This window comes from Algoriphagus sp. PAP.12 (genome assembly GCF_026652115.1).
Taxonomy (GTDB): domain Bacteria; phylum Bacteroidota; class Bacteroidia; order Cytophagales; family Cyclobacteriaceae; genus Algoriphagus.
Genome location: NZ_JAPPSQ010000014.1, coordinates 1 through 25,976 on the forward strand (window position 1 = coordinate 1; position 25,976 = coordinate 25,976).

Consider the following 25,976-nt stretch of genomic DNA (forward strand, 5'->3'; position numbering starts at 1 on the left):
GTTTAGCCGGGCTTTCTTGCATAAAAAGGTATTCCCGTCTTGTTTTTCAATTTGATAATCTCTTCCTTCGCTAAATCAATTAAGGGGTGCCTCAAAATAAGGGCTGAGATCATACCCATCGGCGATTAGTCGCTGAGCACCTGATCCGGGTAATGCCGGCGTAGGGAACGTATCCACAACCTCCTTTTTTGAATAATTTAATCAATTATTCAAATGGAAAATTTTATGAACCTTGATTTGCTTTTGGAGCAAATTAAAAGCACCAGCTTGCTGGAATGGATCGCTGTAACTTTTGGCGTATCTGAAGTTTTGTTGGCTCGGAAAAATAAGGTCTGGCTATATCCAATCGGGATAATTAGCATCTGTTGCGGAGCCATCGTGCTGATCCAGGCTAAACTATATGCCGAGACCATTTTGAATGGATATTACTTGGGGATGAGTATATATGGTTGGATCAAATGGAAAAGCCGAAATCAATTTGGAACTCCTAAAATCACCAGTTCTGATTCAATGGATAAAGTGAAAACATGGGGGGTTGTATTGATCGGATGGGTTGTGCTTTATCTGTTTTTGGTCAACTTCACTGATTCTGATGTCCCAATCATTGATTCTTTGGTTTCTTCTACAGCATGGGCTGGGATGTGGCTTTTGGCCAATAGAAAAGTGGAGAACTGGATTTGGTTGAATATTTCCAATGCCATTGCGATTCCATTATTGTTTTACAAAGGACTGTTCATGTTTGGGTTATTAACCGTTTTCTTATTTGTTATCGCGGTGCTCGGATATTTTGATTGGAGAAAAATTTTAAAAGAGGAAAGTAATGAATTACAGTCTGTTTGATTCAGATTATTCATCTCAAAGTGAGAAAAAGGGAAGTTTAATTCCTGAATGGATCGAGGAGATCAATAGTGAAGGATGGTTTCAACTTTTTGTACCTAAGAGTCTGGGAGGGCTGGGCTTGGATCTGCCAGAGGCTTTGCGCATAGAACAAAAAATAGCAAATCTAGATGGGAGTTTGGGATGGACCGTAACCCTTTGCTCAGGAGCCTTGTGGTTTGTAGGTTTTTTGGAGGAAAGCTTAAGGGAAGAAATTTTTCCAAATAGAAACTTATGCTTTGCTGGGAGTGGATTTGTTGGAGGGAAAGCAGAGATTGTTGAAAATGGTTACATGATTTCAGGCTCATGGACTTACGCCTCTGGAGCTTTGCATGCCAGTCATTTTACTGCAAATTGTGAGATTTGGAAGGATGGAATCCAATTGAAAGGTGAGCAGGGGAATCCCATAATTAAAGCCTTTATCCTAAACAAAGAGGAAGTAGAGATTTTGGGTGGATGGAATTATATGGGGATGATAGCCACAGGTTCTCATGCATTTAAAACAGAAAGTTTGCATGTTCCTTTTAATAGGAGTTTTGAAATCATTCCTGAAAAGGCTACACTGACTGACCCGATATTTCAATTTCCTTTTCAGCAGTTTGCAGAAGCAACCTTGGTTGCCAATATTCTAGGGATTAGCCAGCATTTACAAACTTTGATTCAAAAGGCTTTCTGGAAAAGGAATTCTCTTAGAAATTATAGTGAAGTTGAGGTTGACTTTGCAGAGAAACAATTTGCTATCAGTTCCAACAGTCTCGAAGCGGCTGCAAAAGACTTCTATTACTCAGTTGAAATTGCGTGGGCCATTTTGGTAGAAAATGGAAGTGTCAAGAAAACTGAATTGAAAGATGTTAGTAAAAGGAGTAGAGAATTGGTTCGAGTTTGTAGAGAGACAAATTTTGTTATTTATCCTTTCTCCGGTTTGGAAGTGGCTAAAATGGAGACTGAATTGAATCGGGTATGGAGGGACTTTGCAACTGTAAGTCAGCATGCATTGATTACGTTTCCATATTTTGATTGATTTAGTTTGAAAAATATTGTCTCTAAAAATCAGGAAGTTAAAATAAAAAGGTTGAAATGGCTTTGCATAAGTAGATTTTACTCCTACTTTTGCAAACCGAAACAGATAAATGTTTTGACAGCAAAAGATCACAGAGGAATGGCAGAGTGGTCGAATGCGGCGGTCTTGAAAACCGTTGTACCGCGAGGTACCGGGGGTTCGAATCCCTCTTCCTCTGCAGAAGAGCAAATAAAATTTGCGAAAAGCCCCAAATCTTAACGGATTGGGGCTTTTTTATTTTTTGGACTTTCGAAAAACAACAGATTTTTCTGATTTTTCGGGGAAAAATCGAGACCTATTGATTTTTCCATCGAGACCTATTCGCTTGGTGAGTTTTTTGGTGATAATGGAAATTCAATAGCCTTTCATTGTGCCTCTAAATAGCTTTGTGTCAAACAAAAATTTAAACACATGACACAAGTCCCAACACTGAATTTTATCCTCAAAAAGAGCAAGCCTCTCAAAGATGGAACAGTTCCGATTTACCTTCGGGTGACCCTTAACGGAACCAGGACAGAATTAAGTACTAAAATCAATGTGAACCCCAAAGATTGGGATGAAAGACCTGGAAGGATCAAAGGTCGAGGCCCAATTGTAATCAGAAACAATAAAGCCCTAAATGACCTGACAGTTCAAGTTTATGACGGAATAGAGGAAATTATCAAACACAAGCTTTCAGTTGACAGCAAGAATCTCAAATTGGCCCTAAAGGGTGAGTTAGAAAAGAAAACCTTATTGATTTCAACCTATGAATTGTTTTTGGAGTTTTTGAGAACCAGGATAGGTTTTGATTATTCAGATTGATTCAAATGTTAATTTAAAAGTTCCTGATAAGCTTAAGAGTCCACATCCAACAGTAAAAAACCTTGATCTCTCTACCTTTTCCACAATAGGCTATTATTCCAATACCGAAAAAACAATGACTCCCAGAGGGAGTTTTGACCTTGAGGTAGGTAAAGCAAGTTTGAAAAAAGCAAAATGTATTTTAGATACATTTATAAAGGTAGTTGAGGCCCGAGGCAATTCAATTACTACAGATAGAAATGGTACTTACTTTAATGCCTTTGATGAAAAGTTACAAATCAGGTTTTGGGAGAAAAGTAAGGAGGTTGATTCAGCAAAAAGAATTGGAAGAAGGGAATTGGAGTTATCTGGAATCCTATCCATACAATATTTCAGAATTGGGTACCATGTGGAAAAAGAATGGTCTGATACTCAAAATGTCAAGCTTGAGGAAAAGCTTGGAAGAGTAATTGGTAGTTTAGAATATTTTGCTAAACAGGAAAATTTGGAAAGAATTGAGCGAGAGAAAAGATGGGAAAGCCAAAGAATTGAAAGAGAGTTAATTGAAGAGCAAAACAAGCTCAAGGAATCTGAATTTTTTAAATTCAAAGAGTTATTGGAAAATGCCTATCGGTGGGAGAAGTCACAAATGATTCGTGCATATGTTTCACGCATGATAAACTCTTCCAATATAGAAGATATGGAAGAATGGGTTAAATGGGCGAATGAAAAGATTGATTGGTTTGATCCAAGGATTTCAAAGCAAGATTCTTTGCTAAAACCATTTGGACGATTTCATCAGGATTTATTGGATAGACGGACCAATCTTGATCATTTTAATATTGGCAATTTGTGATTCTCTTTCTTTTAAACGTTCAAAATCATACTATAATATGAATTTCAATGATTTTGTTTGTTTTAAAACTAATTTGAACTAATAATCATAATATAATGTGATTATTGTAAATATAACCTGATTATTTGCTACATTTAGACTTAAAATCACATTATAATGACAATTCAGGAAATTGGTTCGGCAATTAAAGAAAGAAGACAGGTTCTTGGAATTATTCAGCCTGACTTGGCTGATATGGCCCAAGTAAGTATAAATACCTTATATAAAATCGAACGTGGAGAAGCCAATCCCTCAGTCAAAATCCTCAATCAACTTGCAGAGGTATTAGGAATGGAATTATCGCTTTCCATCAAAAAGATAATTTGATAAATGAAATCTGGAAAAGTTCTAAGAAATGGAGAATTAGTCGGAATACTTTCAAAGTCCGATATGGGCATTTATTCATTCAAATATGAGGATTCCTGGTTTTCTGATCCAGAAAAGCCTTCTGTAAGTTTGACGCTTCCCAAAACCAAAAAGGAATATCAAGCGGATCATTTATTTCCATTCTTTTTTAATATGCTTTCAGAAGGTGTAAATCTCCAATTGCAAGCACGACAGCTTCAAATAGATGAAAACGACTTCTTTTCCCTACTGTTAAGTACTGCTGGCTCAGATACCATTGGTGCCATAACTGTTGTCCCAAATGACTGAATTTTCTATCAATAATTGCCCTGGGACGTTGGCAGAAGGATTTAATACTTATAGTCCTTTATGTTTAAAACAACTGTTTTCAGGGAAGAAGACATCCCATATCCTTCCATATGAAAGCCATCAGCCGAGTAAGGATAAGGAATTAGCTGAACTAATGGAGAATAGAAGAAGAATTTCTATATCTGGGGTTCAGGAAAAACTTTCTCTTGTTTGGGAAAAGGGCCAGCTCCGATTAACGCACGAAGGGGAGCAAGGAAGATACATTCTTAAACCCATTCCAAGAGATTTGGAACATGTTGACCAAGTTCCTGCAAATGAGCATTTGACTATGCAAATTGCCAAACAGCTATTTAGATTGAATGTGGCTGAAAATGCATTGATTTTTTTTGAAAACGGTGAACCGGCATACATCACAAAAAGATTTGATATTGATTCTCAAACCTCCAAAAAATTAGGAAAGGAGGATTTTTCAACCTTGGCTCAAAAAACCAAAGAGACAGATGGAAATGAATTCAAATACAATTACAGTTATGAAGGAATAGCTCTACTAATAAAGCAATATGTGGCAGCCTACCCTGTTGCATTAGAGGAATTTTTCAAATTGGTTGTATTCAATTTCTTATTTTCAAATGGTGATGCACACTTGAAAAACTTCAGTTTATTGGAAACACCTCAAGGAGATTATCAATTAAGCCCAGCCTACGATTTAGTAAATACCAGACTTCATGTGAAGGATGCTGAATTAGCTCTAAAAGATGGCCTTTTTGCTAATGACTACTATACTAAAAGTTATGAGGCAATTGGACTTTATGCCTATGATGATTTCTATGAGTTTGGTCTTAAAATCGGCATTTTGGAAAAGAGAGTAAAAAGAATTCTTCGGGATTTTTCAAAACCAGTGGAAGAAATAGAACCTTTAATAGATAGAAGTTTTCTCAAAAAAGAAATAAAAAGCAGATACAAAGATTGCTACTTAGAAAGATTGAAATTTCTTCAAAACTCCTATTCTGGAAGAGAGAATTATTGACGTCCACCACGGGTTCGAATCCCAAAATTTACCGTTCATCACAGTTTTTGAAAATAAATCCTTGTGGAAAAATCGAGACCTGCCACTAACTCAGTTGTTAAGTGTCTGAATTTCAGTACTTAAATCCGGGGGTTCGAATCCCTCTTCCTCTGCATCAAGCCTGATACAAAAAGTGTCAGGCTTTTTTGTTTTATGCTAAAAAGAGTTTTAATTGGGACTCATCATCAATGTTTGGGTCATTCCTGTTTGTTTACATTTAATGTGTTTTCAGAAATTTGCTTGCTAGACTAGTTTTGTTTGGTCAGTCAATGGAAATTTGGTTATATTATTTTAATTCTGTCTGTTTTTTAACTAAATATTATGGGAAAAAAGACTGTAAAAATTGAAATATCTTTATATTTGATTTGATTAATAATCCACTTAAAATATAGAAGGTAAGTTGAATTTTATAAGTTTCTGCGCTTAATCGCCTTAATGCTAGTGGATTGTCTTTGTCGGATAAAGGGTGGTCGCTTAAATTTGTTAATTAGATGATTAAATATATTTTTTCTATAAATACGGGAAGGTCAGGTTCCCACTACCTTTCAAAAATGTTGCAAAATGTCGAAGGTATAAATTCATTTCATGAACCTTATCCTGTAATGAATGGATATCCGATGATAAAATATTTAAAAGGGAAGGAAAAGGAATTGAGATCTCAAATGCCTGAAAAATTGAGGCAGATTGAAAAAAATCTGGACAATGGAAAAGTATATGTAGAGACCAATCATATGTTTATTAAAGGATTTGGATGGTTGATTCCTGAAAATATTCCCCAAGAAAATATTGGTGTTGTTTTAATTAAAAAGAACAAAACAGAGGTAGCCAAAAGCCACTATAGGATTTTTTGTTCGCCATTGAGCATTTTTGGTAAGTTATGGTTGATGTTTCCTACAATGAAGAATCCCATAAATAAATTTTCTAAACCTGAAATATTGAAGTATCGCCTATATTTTTTCATCAATAGGTTCCTGATGTCGAGATACAATCCTTTTAAAGACTTAAAACTTGAGCGAAGAATTTTTAAATCCTATGAACTTAAATTACTAGAATGGTACGTAGAGGAGACCTATTCTCAAGCAGAACGATTCAGAAGGAAGTATCCAAAAATAAAGGTTTTTGAAACCACAATTGAGAAGTTAAATGATGTTGAAGAATACGAGAGATTATTCAAATTTTTTAAACTGGAATTTAAACCTAAAGATTCATTTTTTGAAAAGCTTAATACTCGAACCAACCTAAAAAGAATCGCAAGCTAGAATTCCATTCAATGCTAATCAAAAACGTAATTTAATAATTTGATTGTTTTTCAATTTATTTATGCCTGATACAAAAAGTGTCAGGCTTTTTTGTTTTTAGATATATCCATTAGTGAAATTTTCCTAAAGAGTCTTATCGTTTCCATTAGGTTTTATATTTTCAAAGAGATAAAACCCCTTTTTACAATGGATAACTCTTTGATAGATAGTAATTGGTCATTTTTCAGGAAAGTTAGGTTTAGATTCGCCTTTATATACTTCATTTTATTTTTTCCTCCTCTTGATATCCTAGCAAGTGTTCCTGGGATTAGGTGGCTTTCAAGTTCACTTTATTCTCCTCTTAATTATGTAGCCTATTTCTTAAATGATTATTTGTTTCATATTAAAGATGAACTTGTGCCTCAGGGCGGAAGTGGAGACACCAGTTTTGGTTGGGCTCTACAGTATTCTATCATTGTTGTAGCCATTTCGGGGACTGTTATTTGGACATTGTTGGATAGGAATAAGGAAGGTTACCCTAAGTTGTATTACATTTTGTGTTTGGTGGTAAGGTATAGTCTAGCCTCAATTGCTTTTGTTTATGGGATATTGAAAGTATTTGCTATGCAGATGTACTTTCCCAATCTAAGCCAATTGGCTACCCCTCTAGGAGACTATCTACCTATGAGACTTTCTTGGATGTTTATTGGATATAGTCCGATGTATCAAATTTTTTCAGGAGTTGCAGAAGTGTTGGTGGCATTGCTTCTATTTTGGAGAAGAACTGCTCTATTGGGGGCCTTATTGTCAGTTGGAGTTTTTGCCAACGTTGCTATGCTCAATTTGAGCTATGATATTCCAGTTAAAATTTTCTCAATCAATCTGTTTATAGCGAGTTTGTTTTTGGTATGGCAGGAAAGAGAGCGATTGTTTGCGTTTTTTCTTCAAAACAAGTCAGCGAAACCCTCCAATTTTTATAACCCGGAATTTTCCCAACCTTGGTTCAAGTACATCAGAATTGGTTTGAAGTCTGTTTTCATAATTTCTGCTTTTGGTATAGCTACTTATAATTATTATGGTTATTACAAAAGCTTTCATTCTACAGCTACCAAGGTCTTAGATCCCATTGAGCCAGGATATTACCATGTGGAGTTATTTGTGAAAAACGGAGATACAATTCCAGAAAATTTAGCAGATTCTTTGAGATGGAGGGACTTAGTTTTTGATTACAATGGTGCAGGCAGTTTTGGAGCTGTGGATGAAGACTTTTGGATGAGATATGGGAGGGCCTATTTTGATTATAGACCAGACAGTACTTCCTCCCTTTTGGAATGGCGAAAATCGAAGTACGATTCCTTGCCATTTATCACTTTTGAAATGGAGCTGGAACCTGACGGAAGGATTAGTCTACTGGGGCTTAAGAATCAGGATTCTCTCCGAATAAGTCTTAAAAAGCTTCCGAGGCATTTTCAATTGTCTGAAAGGCAGTTTCACTGGTTGAGCGAGTCTAACAGGTAAACATTTTTTAGGTTGAGGGTGTGGATTTGGCTAGTTTTTGCTAATCAAGGTATTTGCTTTATTTTTTTAAGGAATGAGTTTATAATTTTTAATTTTTTACCTTAATAACTAGTCAATTTCTTTAAAAAATAATTGATGCTAGGTATTGTGTTTCAAATTACGGAATCGAATACGTTGAAATAACTCGAATTATTTTTATTCTCTTCTAAATTTTAATAATATGAAAATGTTCAAATTAAAATAAAATGTCATTCTCATTAATTATTAAGAAATAATAGTGCGTTTTTAATTAGTCCTTCCAAATAATAATTTTCAGGGTTTCTAGCCCTTTTAGCTTTTTGGACAGTATTATTTTAAACAACTTCTCTCTAAACCGATCACTTTTCACCCTAAAACAAAAAATCCAAATGAAGAAAAACTGAAAAAAACATCAAAAAAAACTATTTAAATAGTTTTCCGCTTAACTATAACCTTATAAATAACCCAAAATGATCTATCAAAAGAAAGCGAAACGGAAGGCGATATCGTCCTTCATTTTTGTGTTTCTGCTCGTAGGTTTTTCCCAGCAGAAATTGAATGCAACCGGTACCTATTCAGGTGTGGATGAAGCTAATCTTGGCTTCATTGAGAATTCCTCTCCAGATAATTTTAAAGCCGATATAGCTGACTATGAAGAACAAACTGTCACTGGTAAAGTGGTAGACCAAAATGGTTTGCCTTTACCGGGTGTGACTGTTTTAGAAGTAGGTACCACGAACGGTACAGCAACTGATTTGGACGGGAATTATACGATTACAGTAGCCGACGGTGCAAGTTTGTCATTCTCATTTGTGAGTTTTGAAACACAGACTATTGTAGTTGGAAATCAATCCGAAATCAATGTGACTCTTGCGGAAAACACCCAAGCCTTGGAAGAAGTTGTGGTGGTAGGGTATGGTACTCAAAAGAAGAAGGATTTGACTGGGGCGATTGTGAATGTCCAAGCTGAGGAGGTAATGAAATATAAACCTACCAGTGTTTCGGAAATTCTTCGTACGACGGTTCCGGGTTTGACTGTGGGTTATGCCACCAATGCTCGAAATGTACCAGATTTTGAAGTTCGTGGAGATAATTCCATCAAAGCAGATGCAGATGATGAGAGAGCTTCCAATCAGCCATTAATCGTTTTGGATGGGGTTATTTTTAGAGGTGATCTTTCTGAGATCAACCCGAATACGATTGAGAGTGTTGATGTACTAAAGGATGCTAGTGCTGCTGCAGTTTATGGTTCTCAAGCTAGTAATGGTGTTGTGATTTTTACAACAAAGAAAGGGGCCTATGGAAAGCCTCAAATTTCAGTAAGTTCTAGAATAGGATTGGTTACAGGGGCACGTCGTCAGCAAACTTACAAAGGAGGAGACGAAGTATTAAATTGGTTGACTGATATGAACGAGTCGATTACCAATACTATCACAGAACCTTGGACAAGATTTAGAGATTATTATAGCATTGATCCACAATACCAGGATGATTGGTTAGAAGCTAACGGAATTCCAGGTGAAACAGATCCAGAGGCAATTAACCTTGCAAGGGTTAATAATTTTGGATTTTGGGATCAGGAGCTAGAAAATTATAAAAATGGAACTATATATGATTGGCAGGATTTCTTGTTTCATACAGGTGTGCGCCAAGACTATGATATTAGTGTTTCTGGTAGGTCCGAAAGAGTCTCTTATTATTATTCATTAGGGTATAGTGATAGGGAATCTGTAAGAATCGGAGACACATTTCAGTCAATTACCTCCCGTTTAAATCTTGATGTTAATATTGCTGAATTCGTCAGTATTGGAGCAAATGCGCAGTTTACTTTTCAAGATGAAGGGAATCAACCAATCGATAATGGAGGCTATCGAGTTTACTCTCCTTATGATCAGCCTTGGTTGAATGGGATGCCGCGTACGCGTGAAAATTTAACTGATCAAAGTGCAGGATCAAACATTTCCAACCCTTATCAGGAGCCTTCTTGGAATACAAGGAAGTATACTAGATTCATGATCAACCCTACTTTGTATGCGAACTTCACTTTGCCGTTGGGTTTTACATTAAGAACAGATTACACACCTCGGTTTGACCTTTATAAAAGATTTGATTTTGATGCGGCGGGTAATCCTCAACAAGCTGTGGATGCAGCCGAAAGGAGATATAATGATTCGTTTTCTTGGCAGTCTAACACTGTGTTGAATTGGAGCAAAGTTATCGGAAAACACTCTATCAACTTCACAGGATTGTATAATGCTGAACAAAACAAGTTCTGGGAAACTAGGGCTATGACTAATAATTTTAATCCAACAGCGGCTTTAGGATACCATGCGATTCAATTAGGGCTTAATCCAACCGAATCCTCCTCTGATGAAGTGAATTCGCGAATCGGGATTATGGGAAGAGTTAATTACGGTTATGATGATCGATTCAATTTCTCAGTTTCCGTCAGAAGAGATGGTTACTCTCGATTTGGAGCTGATAATCTATGGGCAAATTTCCCTTCTTTCTCGGCAGCTTGGACCCTTTCCAATGAGGATTTTATGGCTGACAACAAAACGTTTAGCTATTTGAAATTGAGGTTAAGTTATGGTGTAAATGGTAACAGTAGTGGTTTGGAAGCTTACAATGCCTACGCACGATTGAGTAATGGACTTTACCTTAATTACAATGGTGGATATATCGCCACTCCATATACTGAAATAACACGTATTGCCAATCCATTGCTTTCATGGGAAAAAACATCTGCATATAACCTAGGTATTGATTATGGATTCTTTGATGGAAGATTGAGTGGATCATTGGATGTTTATACTTCTGAGACTAACGATCTACTTTTGGATCAAAAACTCCCAGACCTTACGGGTTTTGGTTCAATCAAAACCAACATTGGATCATTAAAGAATACTGGCTTTGACTTAGGAATTAATTCAATCAATATTTCCAAACCAAATTTCATTTGGAACTCCACATTTAACATAACCTATAGGCAAAACAAAATTACCACTTTGGGTAATGAGCCAGTTGACACAGGTGAAGGATTAAAAGAGCCTGATGATTTGCAAAATGGATGGTTTATAGGTGAAAATAAAGATATCATCTGGGATTGGGAATTAGACGGCGTGTACCAAATTGGTGAAGAAGCTGAAGCCGCAGTTTATGGACTGTATCCGGGTGACTTCAGATTCGTGGATCAAGATGGGGACGGAGACATTGATATCGATGATAAAATTTTTCAAGGCCTAAGTAATAATCCTTGGTATGTGACTTTCCGAAATGATTTCGAAATCCACGGATTTGATTTGGGATTGGTCTTTTTGGCTAAAATGGGGTATAAAGGTGGTACAACAGAGCCATTTAACAATTCGCAGCAATATATCAAAAACCATAACTGGTATACCATTCCTTACTGGACACCACTTAATGGTGAAAATAATTTTGCAAGAATCAATTCCATCAATTTGGGTGGAGGAAATGCATGGATGAGCAGGTCATATTTGCGACTTCAAAATGTGTCATTAGGGTATAGTCTTCCTGCTCACATTTTAGAACAGATAAATGCTACAAGGGTTCGATTGGCCTTGAATATTGAAAATGTTGCTGTTTTTACGGGTTGGCATAAAAGCCTGGGAGATCCTGAATCTTCCAGAGAAATGCCAAGAACTTATTCTTTGAGTTTAGATTTCACTTTCTAACATAAACCCAAAAAATTGAAAAAAAATGAAGACCAGATATATAAATACAAAACTATTAATGCTTTTGATGGTGATGGTTTCGTTTTCCTGCCAAGAAGATTTTTTGGAGGAAAAGCCATTGTCATTTTTAAGTCCTGACAATACCTATAATGATGCCGCAGGTTTGCAAACCGCTTTAGATGCGGCACTATTAGGTGTGATGAGTCAATGGAATGGTGATACTAGAGAATTGATGTTCAATAGTAATATGAGTGATGCTTCTGTAGTTTCTGCAACTGATAAGCCTGACGCGTTCGTTGATTTGAGAGTGTACGCTACTCCTACGAATAGTCGAAATAATGACGCCGGAAGGGCAAGGTCTTTTTATGCTGATAACTACAATCATATCAAAAAAGCAAATACGGTAATTGATTTTATAGATAATCCTGATTGGGATGGAGGGACCAATAATGCAGAGAGAAATCACATTTTAGGAACAGCATACTTTCTAAGAGCATTTTTCTATCTCCAATTGACAATGGATTTTGGAAATGTAGCCTTTCCATTGACCGTAGCAGCAGAGGCAAAAAGAGATTTTAAAGCCTTTAATATGCAGGGGATTTGGGATCAAATGATTGAGGATTTGGAATACGCAGTTGAGCATATGAAACCAAAAAGTGCTTTGGCTTTGGGCCAACCCCCAAAAGATGCCGCGAGAATTCTTTTAGCGAAGTATTACATGCTAAATACACGTTTTGCTGATGCAGAGGAATTGATGAATGATGTGATTAATGGTGGAGAGTCAGTTTTATTTACAGACGCTATGATTCCTTCGGGTGTGACTGAAGTGGAGGTTGCAAACACCAATAATCCTAATACTGGAAATCCATTACCGGGAAGAAGTGGATTTGCTTCGGCAGATGCAGTGAATTATTTACATATGGAAAAGGATAACCAGAAGCTTACTAATCCTGAAGGCATTTGGTACATAGTCAACGCTCCTTTTGTGTTGGGTACTCAAGGTCAGGCTGCTAGAATTCGTGCATGGGGACCAAACTTTGTAAGTACCAATTTAGGTGTTTGGGAACCAGGAACCACTAGGACTGGAACTGATGTCCAGCAGTCAACCAGTGACGAAAGAGGTAGAATGATGAAAAAGTGGGGTAGAAGCCAAGGCTTTGCGAGACCTACCAATTATTCTCAATATGAAATTTGGAATTACGATGGGGTGGTAGATGAGCAAGATTATCGCCACAAGGATCTCAATTGGTTCGAAATGAGCGATATCGTATATGATAACCCTTCATTAGAAGAGGATGGTAGTCCTTATTATTTGAAGCCATTGCAGCTATATGATGACGATGGAAATTTGACTTGTTTAGATACGATCCGTTGTTGGTTTGGTTATCCACGATATAAATTTTATGCAGTTAATCAGCAGAGTAGACCAGATAGACAAGATGGGGGTAGAATGAATATGTATGTAATGAGAATAGCTGAAGCTTATTTGGTAAGAGCAGAAGCAAGGTTCTGGCAAGGAGATTATGCAGGAACTGCAGACGATATTAATATGATCAGAAGTAGAGCCAATGCCATGACAATGTACACTGTAGGAGATGTGATGACAGATGGAATCGGGGCTGTATTGGATGAAAGAAATAGAGAGCTTTTCGGTGAGGAATATAGACACGATGAACTAGTTCGAGTTTCAGTCATTCTAGCCAAGACAGGGCAGGCTGCGTATAACGGAAAATCTTATTCTATTTCAGGCAATGATATTGAAGTTTCTCTTTCCTCCAACAGTTTCTATTATGATAGAATGATGGAGAAAAACAACTTCTTCAGAGATGAAGTGCCTTGGGCTACCTATAACACCACGAAATATACCATGGATCCAAAACATATTTTTTGGCCTGTGTATCAGCCATATATTGTAGGTAATGTAGGAGCAGTGTTAAATCAGACCACTGGGTATAACGGTGCTGAATCAAATATTGAACCTCTTACCCATGTGGTGCAGCCGGCAGGTATTCCAAATATTGACCCGATGGAGGCACTCAACCAAGATTAAATTAAAATCAGTTTTCAAACTTAAACCCACAAACATCCCTTCAATGAAAAATGACGATTCAAGAAGATCATTTATTAAAAAATCTGTGGTAGCTGGGACTGCGGCGATGGTCGCTCCCACCATCATTCCCTCAAAGGCTTTTGGAGCCAATGATAGGATCAATGCCGCAGTTTTAGGACTAAATGGTCGAGGCAAAAGCCATGTTCAAGGCTTTATGGCTCAAGATAATGTAGAGATCACGCACATATGTGATCCAGATATGAATATCCTTAAAGAGAGGCAAAAAGATATCAAGGATAAGTACGGAAAAGATGTTGCTCTAGAGCAGGATATCAGAAGGATCATCGATAATAAAGACATCGATGTGATTAGTCTTGCTACTCCCAACCATTGGCATGCATTGGCTACCATTTGGGCTTGCCAAGCTGGTAAAGACGTCTATGTAGAAAAGCCGGGCTCTCATAATATTTCCGAAGGCCGAAAAATGGTGGAAGCCGCCAATAAATATGATCGAATAGTCCAGCATGGGGTTCAATTGAGAAGTTCACCAGCAGTGCAGGAAGCGGTTCAATTAATGAGAGATGGCTACATCGGTCGAGTTTATATGGCAAGAGGCTTGGTGTTTAGAATGAGAGGTGATATTGGAGATAAGGGATTTTCTCCAATTCCGGAAGGATTGGATTATGACCTTTGGACTGGGCCTGCACCTAAAAGACCGTTTACTCATAACCTTGTTCACTATAATTGGCACTGGCATTGGGATTATGGAAATGGTGATGTAGGTAACCAAGGTATCCACGAAACAGATCTTTGTATGTGGGGGTTGGATGTTGGCTTCCCTACTCAGATTACTTCCATGGGTGGAAAATACCTTTGGAATGACTGTAAGGAAGTTCCAGAGGTATTGACTTCTATCTACAACTATCCAGATGAAGATAAAATTATCCAATTCGAAGTTCGTCCTTGGTATACCAATAGAGAGGATGGGGCAACTGTTGGTAATATTTTCTATGGTGATAAAGGGTATATCGTTATCGATGGATATGATAAGTATCAATCATATTTAGGTAATGATAGAACTCCTGGTAAATCTGGGGATGATGGAAATGCAGCAGCATCCGGAATCGATCGTGGAGCAGGTGGTACTGATGGTCACTTCGCCAACTTTATCGAGGCTGTAAGAAAGCATGATAGGTCTATTTTGAATGGCCCAGTAGAGACAGCTCATTTATCTTCTGGATTGGCTCACTTGGGTAATATCGCGTATCGACTGGGTAGAGTTTTGAACTTTAATCCAAGTTCAGAAACCTTCATCAATGATGAGGAAGCTGATGCGATGTTGACCAGAAATTACAGGCCCGGATTTGAGGTTCCTGATATCGTTTAAAAATATCTGTTAATCTCAATTTTAATATTTGTTGGAGCCTGTCAATTATTTGACAGGTTTCAACCTTTAAATTCTAATGAATTAATCAATATGAAGAAATTAATGATTGCCATGGGCTTTTTCTTGGTCGGAGGAATCACAGGATTTGCTCAGGAGAATATTGAAATCAAAGTAAATGAAGCGGAAAAGAAAGTTGATGTAATTGTAGATAATCAACTTTTTACTTCCTACATCTACCCTAGTACCATCAAAAAGCCGGTTTTGTGGCCTGTTATTTCCCCTGAAGGCAACGTACTGACTAGAAGTTACCCGATGGAAAACAAAGCAGGAGATAGAACCGATCACCCGCATCACGTTGGGATTTGGTTTAATTATGGTGATGTGAATGGGTTAGATTTTTGGAACAATTCAGATGCTATCCCTGCAGAAGAAAGGTCCAAATTCGGAACCATTTACCACCAATCTTTGGGTAAGGTGAAGGATGGAAAAGGTAAGGCCAGTTTTGAAACTGAATCACTTTGGAAGGCTCCAGATAATACCTCTCTGCTAAGCGAAAAGACAATTTTCAGCTTTCAAGCTAAAGAGGGTCTTCGTATTATTGACAGAAAGACTACTTTGACAGCATTGGTAGATGAAGTTGACTTTACAGATAACAAAGAAGGGATGTATGCAATCAGAGTCGCTAGAGAGCTTGAATTGCCATCTGATAAGCCCACCGAATTAATGGATTCTCATGGAGTAGTCACAAAGGTTGCCAAAATGGATAATACCTATGTCAAAGGGGACTACAGAAGCTCAGAAGGAATCGAAGGTGGTGATGTTTGGGGCACAAGAGCTACATGGATGAAGCTTGGAAGTGAAATCAATGGTGAAGATGTTTCTTTGGTGATAGTGGATCATCCAAAAAATGTCGGGTATCCAACCTATTGGCACGCTAGGGATTATGGCCTGTTTGCGGCAAATCCATTGGGACAAAAAGTCTTTTCAGAAGGTAAAGAAGAATTGAATTACAGCCTCAAAAAAGGTCAGTCAGTAACCTTTAATTATCGTATGATTATAGCCTCTTCTGATTTGACAGATGAAGAAATCAACCAATTGGTAAAAGATTTCAAATAAAACTCAGACATTATTGAGTTCTGAATAGGAGAAGTGGTTTTTAGTATTCTAAAAACCACTTTTTGGTTTTAATCGACATTACTTTCCTGGAATTCTTCAAACTCCTGCTCTTTTTTCTTTTTGTCCTCATCTATCAAATCCAAGGTCACATTCACTTCGAATGAGATTAATATGATTAGTGAAGTGATATAGAGCCAAAGCATCAAGGCTAATAAGGTTCCTATTGATCCATAAAGCTTGTTATAGCTGGCAAAATTATTCAGATAAAATGTGAATCCATAAAATGCCAAAGTGATCAAAATTCCAGCAAAATTGGCACCAATGGAAAAGAAGTGCCATTTGTCATGAACTACTGGTGCAAATCTGAAAATAAATGCCGAGGTAAAATAGAAAACCATCAATAGTACCACGAATTTCAAGGAGTGAAAAAGAAAAATCAAAAAGTCGGAATTGAATAATTGCATCTCATTGATTCGGTTGATGGCGATTGTTCCGACAATCATAATGGTACTTGCTGAAAAGATGGCTATTACCAAGCTTACAACAATCCCAACTGCAATTACTCTGCTTAAGAAAAAACCTCTGCTCTCTCTTGTCTGATATACAGAGTTAAAAGAACCCATCATCGAAATCACGCCTTGTGTTGAGGCGAAGAGGGCAAAAAAGAATCCTAATGAAAGGAGGCTCTGCCTTGGTTTTGATACGATATCCATGATCGTATTTTCCATTTGACTATAGATTTCTCCCGGGAGAATATCCTGAATGAAAAGCAAAATATTATCCGTAGTCACATAAGGGATGAAATTCTGCAAATATGGAATCAGGTTTAAAAGGAAAAGCAATAATGGAAAAAGGGCAACCGTAAAGCTAAAGGCCATAGAACCGGCTCTCTCATTAATATCGTCCTTTTTGAGCTGCTGGATAAAAATATTGCCCAAGTCATAAAGGTTCTTCTCCGGATCTCCAAAATGGATTTTACGGAAGCCTTTCAACCTGTTTTCTACCCTGTTTTGGATTTTTTGTATCCTCTTTTTGACCACAGAAGTGTATTAATTCTAAAAGTACGATTTTAATAAATCTAATAAATTTTGTGGAGGTCTGGTGGGACGGTGACTATCTTTTTTGAGAAAGGTGAGAATTGTCCACCCTTCCGTAATTAGCTCATTTTCTTCATTGTATACTTCGTACTCAAATCTAATTCGCACCCCAGGTAGTTCCGGGATTCTTGTTTTAATAGTCAAAAGCTCATCGTACTTTCCCGGCTTGATATATTTGAAATGACTTTCCAAAACCGGCATCATGACACCTTCATCTTCCATCTGTTTATAGGAAAATCCAATGCTTCTCATTGCTTCCACGCGAGCCACTTCGAAATACATGGCATAGTTGCCATAGTAGACATAACTCATCTGGTCTGTCTCTGCATAGCGAACCCTGAGTTGTGTTTCTGCTTGATACATTTTAGAAAATTCTAGCTTGGTTTAGAGCCGCCTGATATCTTCTTGCATTGGCATTGTGTTGAGCAAGGCTAGTGGCAAATGAATGATACCCTGAAAAATCCTCTTTGGCACAGAAGTATAAATATTTATGATCTTCTGCATTGAGAACTGCTTCCAATGAATTGATGTCGGGTAAATTGATTGGGCCAGGAGGAAGACCAGCGTATTTGTAGGTGTTGTAGGGACTTTCCGTTTCTTTATGAATATTTAAAACACGCTTCAAGGAAAAATCTCCTAAAGCAAAAACCAGTGTTGGATCTGCTTGAAGTGGCATATTTAGCCGGAGCCTATTCAGGTAAACACCAGCAATTCGCGGCCTTTCATCAGACTTTTGACTTTCTGCCTGAACGATACTAGCTAATGTTGAAACTTCCTTTTGGTTCAAACCCATTTGTTTGGCTTTATCCTTTCTGGCATCAGTCCAGAAATCATTGTATTCACGATACATTCTGTCAAAAAGGGCCTCAGGGCTTGTATTCCACCACACTTCATAAGTATTTGGAATAAACATGCTCATAATTGTTTCTTCGTCGAAATCAAACTTTCGAATGTAAACTGAGTCTTGAATGAGGTTTAAAAATTGTGTGGAATCAATTTCTAAATTAGCTGTGATTTTCTCTGCCAGATCTTCTTTAGTTCTCACATTATTAAATGTGATTTTGACAGGAGTTTGATCTCCAGATCTAAGTAACCGCACCAACTCCAGATTTGTCATATCAGGCTTAATAGTATACAGTCCCGGTTTGACCAATTCCTGATAATCCAAGACTTTGGCTACAAAACCAAAACTTACCGCATCAGAAATTATCTGATCCTCATAAAGCTTATTGGCAACGAATTTATAATTCGCGTTACTCGGTATCCTTAAGGCCACCGGTTGTTCGGATTCAAGCAGGACATTTGGGCTGAAAAAGACCTGATAAAAGTAAAAGGTCATCGAAATACCCAATACCGAAAAGGCGATAATTAGTACGAGAAGTAGTTTTTTCTTTTTGTCGGCTAGCATATTGGGATCAAAAATAAGAAAAGCATCCCAATTCTTTATTTTTTAAGTTTGCGCTTCCCTTTATCTTTAATCAAGATTGATGAAAATAATTCCCGTAACATGTGCAGTGATAATCTCTGGATATAAAATTTTAGCAGTTCGACGTTCGGATCAAATGCCTCTGGCAGGATGTTGGGAGTTTCCCGGTGGAAAAGTAGAAAATGGTGAAAACAATGATGATTGTTTGAGAAGAGAGATTCGGGAAGAACTGAAAATTGAAGTTGAAATTGGTAAAGCTCTCCCCATTTCAGAATATTCTTACGAGGAAAGGAAAATGATCAGGTTGATTCCTTTTTTGACTCAGATAAAAACAGGTGAAATTACTTTGCTAGAGCATGATACCTATCGTTGGCTAGGAGTTAACGAACTTTTTGAAGTAAATTGGGCGTTAGCGGACATTCCAATTGTTAAACACTTAGAGGAAAATTGGTCTGCTTTGATTACTGATTAAACCAATTACAAAATGCCAGCTGAGTTTATTCGATTGTATGAAGAAAACCCTGAACCTAGAAGGATTCGAGAAATTGCTGAAATTCTAAGGGACGGAGGAGTAGTAATTTATCCCACTGATACAGTCTATGGAATGGGATGTGATATTACCAATCCACGAGCAGTAGAGAGGATAGCCAAGATCAAAGGGATTAATCCCAAAAAGCATAAGTTTTCATTTATCTGCTCTGATTTGAGTGACATAGCACAATATACCCGGGTGATTACCAAGCCAGTTTTTAAAATGATGAAAAAGGCATTCCCGGGACCATTTACTTTTATTTTGGAGGCGAGTTCACAAGTTCCTAAAATCCTTCAAATGAGTAAAAAGACTATTGGCATTAGGATTCCCAATCACAATGTTCCTCGAATGTTGGTTGCTGAATTAGGACAACCGATTTTAACGACTTCAATTCATGATGAAGATGATGTGGTGGAGTATAGCACCGATCCTGAGTTGATATTTGAGAAATACCAACATTTAGTTGATGTAGTCATTGATGGAGGATATGGTCAAAACGTAGCTTCTACAGTTTTGGATTGTACTGGAGATGAGGTGGTATTGATTCGGGAAGGATTAGGCCAATTTGAAGATATTTTATAGCCTTATAATTTCTAAGAGTTGAAAAGTGTTGCCTCAGATCTGTTTTATTTGCCCAATTTGGAGTTTTTTGTTTCAATATTGGATGCAGATCAGATCCTGTTAAATCCAAATGCTCCTTATCAAAGGAAATCTTATTTCAACAGAACGCAGATTTTGCTTAGTAATAAAGTCGAAACTCTTTCGGTTCCGATTACAGGTAGAAGACCACGGGTTCCTTTGAAGTATATTCAAATTGATTATCAACAAAAATGGCTGCAAAACCATCTAAGAGGCCTTCAAAGCGCTTATGGGAAAGCTCCATTTTTTGAATTTTTCTTCCCAGAAATTGAGGCCATTTATAAGCAAGAATTCCCTTCTCTCTGGGAATTTAACCTAAAGCTGCTGACAATCTGTCTTAAGTTTCTACAGCTACCTGTCAAATTGGAAGTGGTAGAGGATTGGGAGGGAAAAAAGCCCGAGAAAGACTTCAGAGGCATCATTTCGCCTTCAGAACCCTTTGAAGATAGAGGGATCTATGAGCCATTTGCCTATACTCAGCTTTTTGGCTTAGACTTTGAACCTAACCTGTCCATATTGGATTTGTTGTTTTGTGAAGGACCGACGGCAAAAAGGGTCCTCATGAAGTCATTAAAAAAACAATGAACAATCGTTAAAAGAATTGTGTTTTTAAAACAAATTCGGTAAATAACGTACAGGATTATTTAACAATCAGAAAGGAAATAAATGGAAGCAAAATTTTCGAACAGAGTCAAAGAGGTGATCTCTCTCAGTCGCGAGGAAGCGCTTCGACTGGGGCATGATTATATTGGCACAGAGCATCTCTTGTTAGGAATGATTCGTGAAGGAGAAGGTGTAGCTGTTTCCATTCTTAAGAAATTGGGCGTGCCTTTGGATGAACTTCGAACTGCTATCGAAAGAGCAGTGAAAGGTACAGCCAGCCACAATGCGAAAAATATGGCCAATATCCCTCTGACGAGACAGTCTGAGAAGGTGTTGAAAATAACTTATTTGGAGGCAAAAATCTTCAAAAGTCAATTGATCGGAACTGAGCATTTGTTATTGTCAATTTTAAGAGATGAGGAGAATATTGCGACTCAGATCTTGAATAAATTCGATATCAATTATGAATCGGTGAAAGATATGCTTGAAATGCAGTCTGATCCAGGTGCTTCACCAAAATCCAAAGCAGAAGCTGAAGATTCTGATGAAGATGGGTCAAAATTATTCGGCTCTACAGGTAGTGGATCGGGCTCCTCAAAAGCAGGAGCTGAAAAATCCAGAACGCCTGTTTTGGATAACTTTGGTAGGGATTTGACCAAGATGGCTGAAGAAGATAAGCTAGACCCAATTATTGGTAGAGAAAAGGAAATCGAGCGAGTAGCTCAAATACTTTCACGAAGAAAGAAAAACAACCCTATTCTAATTGGTGAACCAGGTGTTGGTAAAACAGCCATCGCTGAAGGTTTGGCCCTAAGGATTGTCCAGAAGAAAGTCTCTCGTGTTTTGTTCAACAAACGAGTGGTGACTTTGGATCTTGCTTCATTGGTGGCAGGGACTAAATACAGAGGACAGTTTGAGGAGAGAATGAAAGCCGTTATGAATGAGCTTGAAAAATCTCCAAATGTCATTCTATTTATCGATGAACTTCACACAATTGTAGGAGCAGGAGGAGCGTCTGGATCGTTGGATGCGTCCAATATGTTCAAACCTGCTTTGGCACGTGGAGAAATCCAATGTATAGGAGCGACTACTTTAGATGAATATCGTCAATACATTGAAAAAGATGGAGCTTTGGCTCGTCGATTCCAAATGGTGATGGTAGATGCTACCTCTCCTGAAGAGACAATCCAGATTCTTCATAATATCAAAGATAAGTACGAAGATCATCACAATGTAAATTACACGGAAGAAGCGATTGAGGCTTGTGTGAAATTATCAGATCGATATATTTCAGATAGATTCTTACCTGATAAGGCTATTGATATTTTGGATGAGGCAGGAGCAAGAGTTCATATCAATAATATTCATGTTCCTGAAGATATTTTGAAGCTTGAAGCTGAGGTAGAAGACATCAAGACTGAGAAAAACAGAGTAGTGAAATCTCAAAAATATGAGGAGGCTGCTCAGTTAAGAGACAAGGAAAAGAAACTACTGGAACAATTGGAATTGGCCAAGACCCGATGGGAAGAGGAAAGCAAGTCCAAGAGATTCACAGTAGATGAGGATAGCGTAGCCGAAGTAATCGCGATGATGACAGGTATTCCTGCCAAAAGAATCGCTCAAAACGAAGGGGCTAAATTGCTAAATATGAGCGAGGAACTTTCAGGTAAAGTGATCGGTCAGGATGAAGCAATTAAAAAACTTACAAAAGCAATTCAAAGAACTCGAGTAGGATTGAAAGATCCTAAAAAGCCAATTGGTTCCTTTATTTTCCTAGGACCAACAGGTGTGGGTAAAACAGAATTGGCCAAGATGTTGGCAACCTATCTTTTCGATAAAGAAGATTCTTTGATCAGAATTGACATGTCCGAGTACATGGAGAAATTCTCCGTATCTCGATTGGTAGGAGCGCCTCCGGGATATGTTGGTTATGAAGAAGGCGGTCAGCTTACAGAAAAAGTAAGGAGAAAGCCATATTCTGTAGTCTTGTTGGATGAGATCGAAAAAGCTCACCCAGATGTCTTCAATATTCTATTGCAAGTATTAGACGATGGAATCTTGACCGATGGGTTGGGTAGAAGAGTTGATTTCAGAAATACTATAATTATCATGACCTCCAATATTGGGGTAAGAGATTTGAAAGATTTCGGTGCTGGAATTGGTTTTGCGAACAAAGCCAAGAAAGACAATATGGACGAAATTATGAAGTCTACTATTCAATCCGCTTTGAAGAAAGCCTTCAGTCCTGAATTCTTGAACAGATTGGATGATGTGGTTGTCTTTAACTCTTTGGAAAAAGAAGATATCTACAAGATCATCGATATTTCATTGGCGAAGTTGTTCAGCCGAATCACTGATTTGGGATATAAAATCGAACTTACTGATAAAGCGAAAGGATTCTTATCAGAAAAAGGCTACGATCAGCAATATGGTGCAAGACCTCTAAATAGAGCAATCCAGAAATATTTGGAGGATGCTGTTGCAGAGGAAATCCTAAAAGGAGATCTATCAGAGGGCGATGTAATCACTGCTGATTATGATGGTGAAGGTACTGAATTGACCATTACTGTTAATAAGAAAGAAAAAGCAGAAGAGTAAAAATTAATGTCTATAAAATAAAAAACCGAGGCTTTAGAGCTTCGGTTTTTTTTGTACCATTTTGATTTCTATCTGGAAAAGAAAAGTCGGGTGATAAAGATCCCTTGTCCATCTTCTGTTCCTGAGTTACTTTCCACTCCAGAGGTCACATAGGTTAATTTCCATCCTTGAGCAATCATTGAATTAATTTTTGAAGAGATCATGGCATCATTGGATGCGATATTCTGAAAATTAATACCAGTTGCACTGAAAAAGTTTAGCAACTTGGTTTCTTCCAATTCATCAATTTTGATGTCTTTTCGACTGATCTCATTTTGATCGCTTTTTTTACCGTCAGTCCTATCTGTAGCAAATAAACTGGCATCTACCTCGGTTTGGGAATCAATGATTCTAGATCTGCCCATTCCCATAGGTACAATAGACTCTACTACTGTGATGATTTTAAATTCTCCCGGATAGGATGCCTTACTTTCAGTTTCTTGGGCAAAAAGAGAGGAGACACTAAGGGCAATAAGTCCTGCGATAAAGAATACTTTTTTCATAGTGGGTTTAGTTTTTGAAATCTTACGACCCACTTTCTGAAAATGTTCTAAAATTCTTTCGTTTAGACTGTAAGAATGAAAAATAGCAGGGATACAACCAAGACCATTGTCATCACCTTTGCTTTTTCTTGCTCTTCCTTAGGGACTTTTCTTTTTCTCAAAACCATAATGGAAAGTCCAATTCCAAAAAATTGAAGTAGCATTGAAACTCCATTTAGAGGTCCCATGGGGGCGTTTAACAAATGAAGGTTTGTGTTCAAAATTGAAAGAGTGCCCAAGACGATCCCAGTAATTCCAAAAAGGAATGAACGTTGTAATAAAACACCATTGGGCTTATCAGTCCATTTCATGAGCTTGACTTTTAATTTCTGCGAAGATAGGGCTTTGAAATTGGAAACTCGGTTTTAAGAGGCCCGAGTTTCAGGAATATCATTTGCGGCGGCTACTGAAATAGGTTTCTATCTCGGAAAGACTTAGGGCGTTTAATGTCATTTCTTTCGTCAATCCTCCTTTTCTTCCAACCAAAACACCATACTTCATATCTCCATACCCGTCAATTTCATGGGCATCTGGGTTGATAGAAAGTTTTACTCCTTGCTCCATGGCATATCTGACCCAACGCCAGTCTAAGTCCAGTCTCCAAGGATTCGCATTGATTTCAATGACTACTCCATGTTTTGCACAGGCATCAATGACAGTTTTGTGATCTATCGGATAACCCTCTCTTCTTAAAAGCAAACGTCCAGTTGGGTGTCCGAGAATGGTGGTATAAGGATTCTCTATTGCTGTGACCAATCTGTTCGTAGCCCGTTTGATATCCATATTCAAAATTGAGTGAACGGAAGAAACTATGAAGTCAAAGCTTTTAAGCGTTTCTTCAGGATAATCTAGGCTTCCATCAGCCAGGATGTCTGACTCAATCCCTTTAAAAATCTTAAATGGAGCTAGTTCTTTATTCAATTCATCAATTTCTTGATGTTGTTTTTCAACGGCTTCGACATCTAATCCTCCTGCGTAGAAGGCAGTTCTGGAGTGATCCGAAATGCCCAAATATTCATAGCCTAGATCCCTGCAGGCCTCTGCCATTTGACGCAAGGTATGTTTTCCATCACTATAGGTGGAGTGATTGTGGAGGATGCCTTTCAAATCGCTTTCTTTTAAAAGCGTAGGGATTTTATCCTCTTTGGCAAGGGCAACTTCATCATAGCCCTCCCTCATTTCTACTGGGATATATTGCATCTCCAGTTTGGAGAAAAACTCTTTATCATCAGAAAAATCCACTTTTTGCAGTTTGGCAGCAATGCTTTCTTTGTCGTCTACAATTGTTTGCAAATGTAAAGGTGAAGCGGAAAACGCATATTTCTTTGTTGCGAACTGGTCAGGACTAGTGAAGTAAATGGCGAAGCTTAAATCAAAGTCCTTCAGTTTTCCTCTTAAGGTGAATGGACCAGATTGGCTTTTGTCAATTTCAAAATTTGAGTCCTCTTGAATTAAAGATTTGACTTTTGAATCTTGACTTCCAATCAACCACTCTGCTTGGGAGATAATTTCCATTTTTCGGGCAAATTCCCCTACTAGAGCAACTGCAACATTTCCTACTTTTTCTTCAATCTCTTTGGTAAGTGATTCCAATGTATCTTCAATATCTGCATAGAGCCACTTTCCTGAGTTTGAAGCTTTAAACTCAAGATTTTGGATAATGGAGTCCTGAGTTTTTTCTCCAAATCCTTTGATTTTGGCAACTTTTCCACTTTGGCAAGCTTCCATCAATTCATGGGTGGAAGTAATACCCAGTTCAGTCCAGAGAGTTTTTACTTTTTTTGGACCTAATCCCTTGATCTGAAGAACCTCTAAGATTCCCTCAGGAGTCTTAGAAATCAATTCATCCAAAAGAGGGAAAGATTCCGTCTGCTTAAGTGAAATAATGGCTTCCTGAATACTTTTTCCTACACCATTGATCTTTGCCAAATCACTATCGCTCAATTCCATGATGTTTGCTTCTCCTCTTTCCAAAGAATTCAAAGCGGATTGGTAGCTCCTAATTTTGAAAGAGTTTTCATCATGAAGCTCCATCAGTTGTATGCAGAGCTTTAATTTCTTCAGGATGGTTTTGTGGTCCAAAATTTTTATTTTTTCGTTATACCTTAGAGACAAATGTGGGGAAATAATGTTTCAAATTAAAG

Annotated in this window: 23 protein-coding genes and 1 tRNA gene; 18 read left to right on the forward strand and 6 right to left on the reverse strand. The window is 37.7% G+C overall.

The features are described 5' to 3' along the window. Positions 1 to 213: 213 nt before the first annotated feature. The 14 genes from pnuC to O0V13_RS15680 all read left to right on the forward strand — a co-directional run bounded on the left by pnuC (position 214) and on the right by O0V13_RS15680 (position 16,356). Complete coding sequence (pnuC, locus tag O0V13_RS15615; protein ID WP_268035907.1) at positions 214 to 840, forward strand: nicotinamide riboside transporter PnuC; 627 nt, start codon at positions 214 to 216, stop codon at positions 838 to 840. Then, positions 821 to 1,897: an acyl-CoA dehydrogenase family protein gene (locus tag O0V13_RS15620; RefSeq protein WP_268035908.1), complete on the forward strand. Its 1,077-nt coding sequence runs from the start codon at positions 821 to 823 to the stop codon at positions 1,895 to 1,897. Before pnuC ends, O0V13_RS15620 begins: the two co-directional genes overlap by 20 nt. Positions 1,898 to 2,029: 132 nt before the next feature. Then, positions 2,030 to 2,114 (forward strand) — tRNA-Ser (locus tag O0V13_RS15625). A 233-nt stretch (positions 2,115 to 2,347) separates the two neighbouring features. Continuing rightward, positions 2,348 to 2,740, forward strand: a complete 393-nt coding sequence (locus tag O0V13_RS15630) for an Arm DNA-binding domain-containing protein (protein WP_268035909.1) — start codon at positions 2,348 to 2,350, stop codon at positions 2,738 to 2,740. A 115-nt stretch (positions 2,741 to 2,855) separates the two neighbouring features. Beyond that, positions 2,856 to 3,575, forward strand: coding sequence for a hypothetical protein (locus O0V13_RS15635; protein WP_268035910.1), 720 nt, complete (start codon positions 2,856 to 2,858; stop codon positions 3,573 to 3,575). Between the two features lie 156 nt (positions 3,576 to 3,731). Next, on the forward strand, positions 3,732 to 3,941 hold the full coding sequence (locus O0V13_RS15640) for a helix-turn-helix domain-containing protein (protein WP_268035911.1): 210 nt from the start codon (positions 3,732 to 3,734) through the stop codon (positions 3,939 to 3,941). 3 nt (positions 3,942 to 3,944) lie between these two features. Beyond that, positions 3,945 to 4,268 carry a HipA N-terminal domain-containing protein gene (locus O0V13_RS15645; protein ID WP_268035912.1) on the forward strand — a complete coding sequence of 108 codons (324 nt, stop codon included), beginning with the start codon at positions 3,945 to 3,947 and terminating at the stop codon, positions 4,266 to 4,268. Beyond that, positions 4,261 to 5,295 (forward strand): type II toxin-antitoxin system HipA family toxin, encoded by a 1,035-nt coding sequence (locus O0V13_RS15650; RefSeq protein WP_268035913.1) that lies wholly within the window; start codon positions 4,261 to 4,263, stop codon positions 5,293 to 5,295. Before O0V13_RS15645 ends, O0V13_RS15650 begins: the two co-directional genes overlap by 8 nt. 530 nt (positions 5,296 to 5,825) lie before the next feature. Next, positions 5,826 to 6,593, forward strand: a complete 768-nt coding sequence (locus O0V13_RS15655; protein ID WP_268035914.1) for a hypothetical protein — start codon at positions 5,826 to 5,828, stop codon at positions 6,591 to 6,593. Between the two features lie 186 nt (positions 6,594 to 6,779). Beyond that, a complete protein-coding gene (locus tag O0V13_RS15660) occupies positions 6,780 to 8,090 on the forward strand; it encodes a hypothetical protein (RefSeq protein ID WP_268035915.1) in 1,311 nt (436 codons plus the stop codon). Between the two features lie 488 nt (positions 8,091 to 8,578). Further along, complete coding sequence (locus O0V13_RS15665; protein WP_268035916.1) at positions 8,579 to 11,803, forward strand: SusC/RagA family TonB-linked outer membrane protein; 3,225 nt, start codon at positions 8,579 to 8,581, stop codon at positions 11,801 to 11,803. Positions 11,804 to 11,828: 25 nt separating this feature from the next. Continuing rightward, entirely contained in the window at positions 11,829 to 13,853 is a 2,025-nt protein-coding gene (locus tag O0V13_RS15670) for a RagB/SusD family nutrient uptake outer membrane protein (protein ID WP_268035917.1), read from the forward strand. A 43-nt stretch (positions 13,854 to 13,896) separates the two neighbouring features. Then, positions 13,897 to 15,240, forward strand: a complete 1,344-nt coding sequence (locus tag O0V13_RS15675; RefSeq protein WP_268035918.1) for a Gfo/Idh/MocA family protein — start codon at positions 13,897 to 13,899, stop codon at positions 15,238 to 15,240. 90 nt (positions 15,241 to 15,330) lie between these two features. Further along, positions 15,331 to 16,356, forward strand: coding sequence for a PmoA family protein (locus tag O0V13_RS15680; RefSeq protein ID WP_268035919.1), 1,026 nt, complete (start codon positions 15,331 to 15,333; stop codon positions 16,354 to 16,356). Between the two features lie 68 nt (positions 16,357 to 16,424). Here the strand turns inward: O0V13_RS15680 and O0V13_RS15685 are convergent, their stop codons facing one another. The 3 genes from O0V13_RS15685 to mltG are packed head-to-tail and all read right to left on the reverse strand — an operon-like array spanning position 16,425 to position 18,861. Then, positions 16,425 to 17,396: a YihY/virulence factor BrkB family protein gene (locus O0V13_RS15685; protein WP_268035920.1), complete on the reverse strand. Its 972-nt coding sequence runs from the start codon at positions 17,394 to 17,396 to the stop codon at positions 16,425 to 16,427. Between the two features lie 15 nt (positions 17,397 to 17,411). Next, a complete protein-coding gene (locus O0V13_RS15690; protein WP_268035921.1) occupies positions 17,412 to 17,816 on the reverse strand; it encodes an acyl-CoA thioesterase in 405 nt (134 codons plus the stop codon). A gap of 1 nt (position 17,817) precedes the next feature. Then, positions 17,818 to 18,861 (reverse strand): endolytic transglycosylase MltG, encoded by a 1,044-nt coding sequence (gene mltG, locus O0V13_RS15695; protein WP_268035922.1) that lies wholly within the window; start codon positions 18,859 to 18,861, stop codon positions 17,818 to 17,820. Positions 18,862 to 18,940: 79 nt separating this feature from the next. On the opposite strand from mltG, the gene O0V13_RS15700 reads away from it, so the two are divergent. The 4 genes from O0V13_RS15700 (at position 18,941) to O0V13_RS15715 (ending at position 23,251) form a co-directional block, all read left to right on the forward strand. Continuing rightward, complete coding sequence (locus O0V13_RS15700) at positions 18,941 to 19,351, forward strand: (deoxy)nucleoside triphosphate pyrophosphohydrolase (protein WP_268035923.1); 411 nt, start codon at positions 18,941 to 18,943, stop codon at positions 19,349 to 19,351. Positions 19,352 to 19,363: 12 nt separating this feature from the next. Then, on the forward strand, positions 19,364 to 19,993 hold the full coding sequence (locus O0V13_RS15705; RefSeq protein WP_268035924.1) for an L-threonylcarbamoyladenylate synthase: 630 nt from the start codon (positions 19,364 to 19,366) through the stop codon (positions 19,991 to 19,993). 18 nt (positions 19,994 to 20,011) lie between these two features. Beyond that, a complete protein-coding gene (locus O0V13_RS15710; RefSeq protein ID WP_268035925.1) occupies positions 20,012 to 20,635 on the forward strand; it encodes a WbqC family protein in 624 nt (207 codons plus the stop codon). Between the two features lie 81 nt (positions 20,636 to 20,716). Then, positions 20,717 to 23,251, forward strand: coding sequence for an ATP-dependent Clp protease ATP-binding subunit (locus tag O0V13_RS15715; RefSeq protein WP_268035926.1), 2,535 nt, complete (start codon positions 20,717 to 20,719; stop codon positions 23,249 to 23,251). A 68-nt stretch (positions 23,252 to 23,319) separates the two neighbouring features. Here O0V13_RS15715 and O0V13_RS15720 read toward each other — a convergent pair whose 3' ends face one another. The 3 genes from O0V13_RS15720 to O0V13_RS15730 all read right to left on the reverse strand — a co-directional run bounded on the left by O0V13_RS15720 (position 23,320) and on the right by O0V13_RS15730 (position 25,914). Then, positions 23,320 to 23,793: a hypothetical protein gene (locus tag O0V13_RS15720; protein ID WP_268035927.1), complete on the reverse strand. Its 474-nt coding sequence runs from the start codon at positions 23,791 to 23,793 to the stop codon at positions 23,320 to 23,322. A 62-nt stretch (positions 23,794 to 23,855) separates the two neighbouring features. Then, positions 23,856 to 24,143 (reverse strand): hypothetical protein, encoded by a 288-nt coding sequence (locus O0V13_RS15725; protein WP_268035928.1) that lies wholly within the window; start codon positions 24,141 to 24,143, stop codon positions 23,856 to 23,858. A 79-nt stretch (positions 24,144 to 24,222) separates the two neighbouring features. Continuing rightward, positions 24,223 to 25,914 carry a DNA polymerase/3'-5' exonuclease PolX gene (locus O0V13_RS15730; protein WP_268035929.1) on the reverse strand — a complete coding sequence of 564 codons (1,692 nt, stop codon included), beginning with the start codon at positions 25,912 to 25,914 and terminating at the stop codon, positions 24,223 to 24,225. Between the last annotated feature and the right edge of the window lie 62 nt (positions 25,915 to 25,976).

Coding starts and splice junctions, on each gene's coding strand:
- O0V13_RS15660 (WP_268035915.1), top strand. CDS start 6,780: ATGGATAACTCTTTGATAGATAGTAATTGGTCATTTTTCAGGAAAGTT.
- O0V13_RS15725 (WP_268035928.1), bottom strand. CDS start 24,143: ATGAAATGGACTGATAAGCCCAATGGTGTTTTATTACAACGTTCATTC.
- pnuC (WP_268035907.1), top strand. CDS start 214: ATGGAAAATTTTATGAACCTTGATTTGCTTTTGGAGCAAATTAAAAGC.
- O0V13_RS15705 (WP_268035924.1), top strand. CDS start 19,364: ATGCCAGCTGAGTTTATTCGATTGTATGAAGAAAACCCTGAACCTAGA.
- O0V13_RS15665 (WP_268035916.1), top strand. CDS start 8,579: ATGATCTATCAAAAGAAAGCGAAACGGAAGGCGATATCGTCCTTCATT.
- O0V13_RS15655 (WP_268035914.1), top strand. CDS start 5,826: ATGATTAAATATATTTTTTCTATAAATACGGGAAGGTCAGGTTCCCAC.
- O0V13_RS15700 (WP_268035923.1), top strand. CDS start 18,941: ATGAAAATAATTCCCGTAACATGTGCAGTGATAATCTCTGGATATAAA.
- O0V13_RS15650 (WP_268035913.1), top strand. CDS start 4,261: ATGACTGAATTTTCTATCAATAATTGCCCTGGGACGTTGGCAGAAGGA.
- mltG (WP_268035922.1), bottom strand. CDS start 18,861: ATGCTAGCCGACAAAAAGAAAAAACTACTTCTCGTACTAATTATCGCC.
- O0V13_RS15640 (WP_268035911.1), top strand. CDS start 3,732: ATGACAATTCAGGAAATTGGTTCGGCAATTAAAGAAAGAAGACAGGTT.
- O0V13_RS15645 (WP_268035912.1), top strand. CDS start 3,945: ATGAAATCTGGAAAAGTTCTAAGAAATGGAGAATTAGTCGGAATACTT.
- O0V13_RS15680 (WP_268035919.1), top strand. CDS start 15,331: ATGAAGAAATTAATGATTGCCATGGGCTTTTTCTTGGTCGGAGGAATC.
- O0V13_RS15720 (WP_268035927.1), bottom strand. CDS start 23,793: ATGAAAAAAGTATTCTTTATCGCAGGACTTATTGCCCTTAGTGTCTCC.
- O0V13_RS15675 (WP_268035918.1), top strand. CDS start 13,897: ATGAAAAATGACGATTCAAGAAGATCATTTATTAAAAAATCTGTGGTA.
- O0V13_RS15690 (WP_268035921.1), bottom strand. CDS start 17,816: ATGTATCAAGCAGAAACACAACTCAGGGTTCGCTATGCAGAGACAGAC.
- O0V13_RS15630 (WP_268035909.1), top strand. CDS start 2,348: ATGACACAAGTCCCAACACTGAATTTTATCCTCAAAAAGAGCAAGCCT.
- O0V13_RS15670 (WP_268035917.1), top strand. CDS start 11,829: ATGAAGACCAGATATATAAATACAAAACTATTAATGCTTTTGATGGTG.
- O0V13_RS15635 (WP_268035910.1), top strand. CDS start 2,856: ATGACTCCCAGAGGGAGTTTTGACCTTGAGGTAGGTAAAGCAAGTTTG.
- O0V13_RS15620 (WP_268035908.1), top strand. CDS start 821: ATGAATTACAGTCTGTTTGATTCAGATTATTCATCTCAAAGTGAGAAA.
- O0V13_RS15715 (WP_268035926.1), top strand. CDS start 20,717: ATGGAAGCAAAATTTTCGAACAGAGTCAAAGAGGTGATCTCTCTCAGT.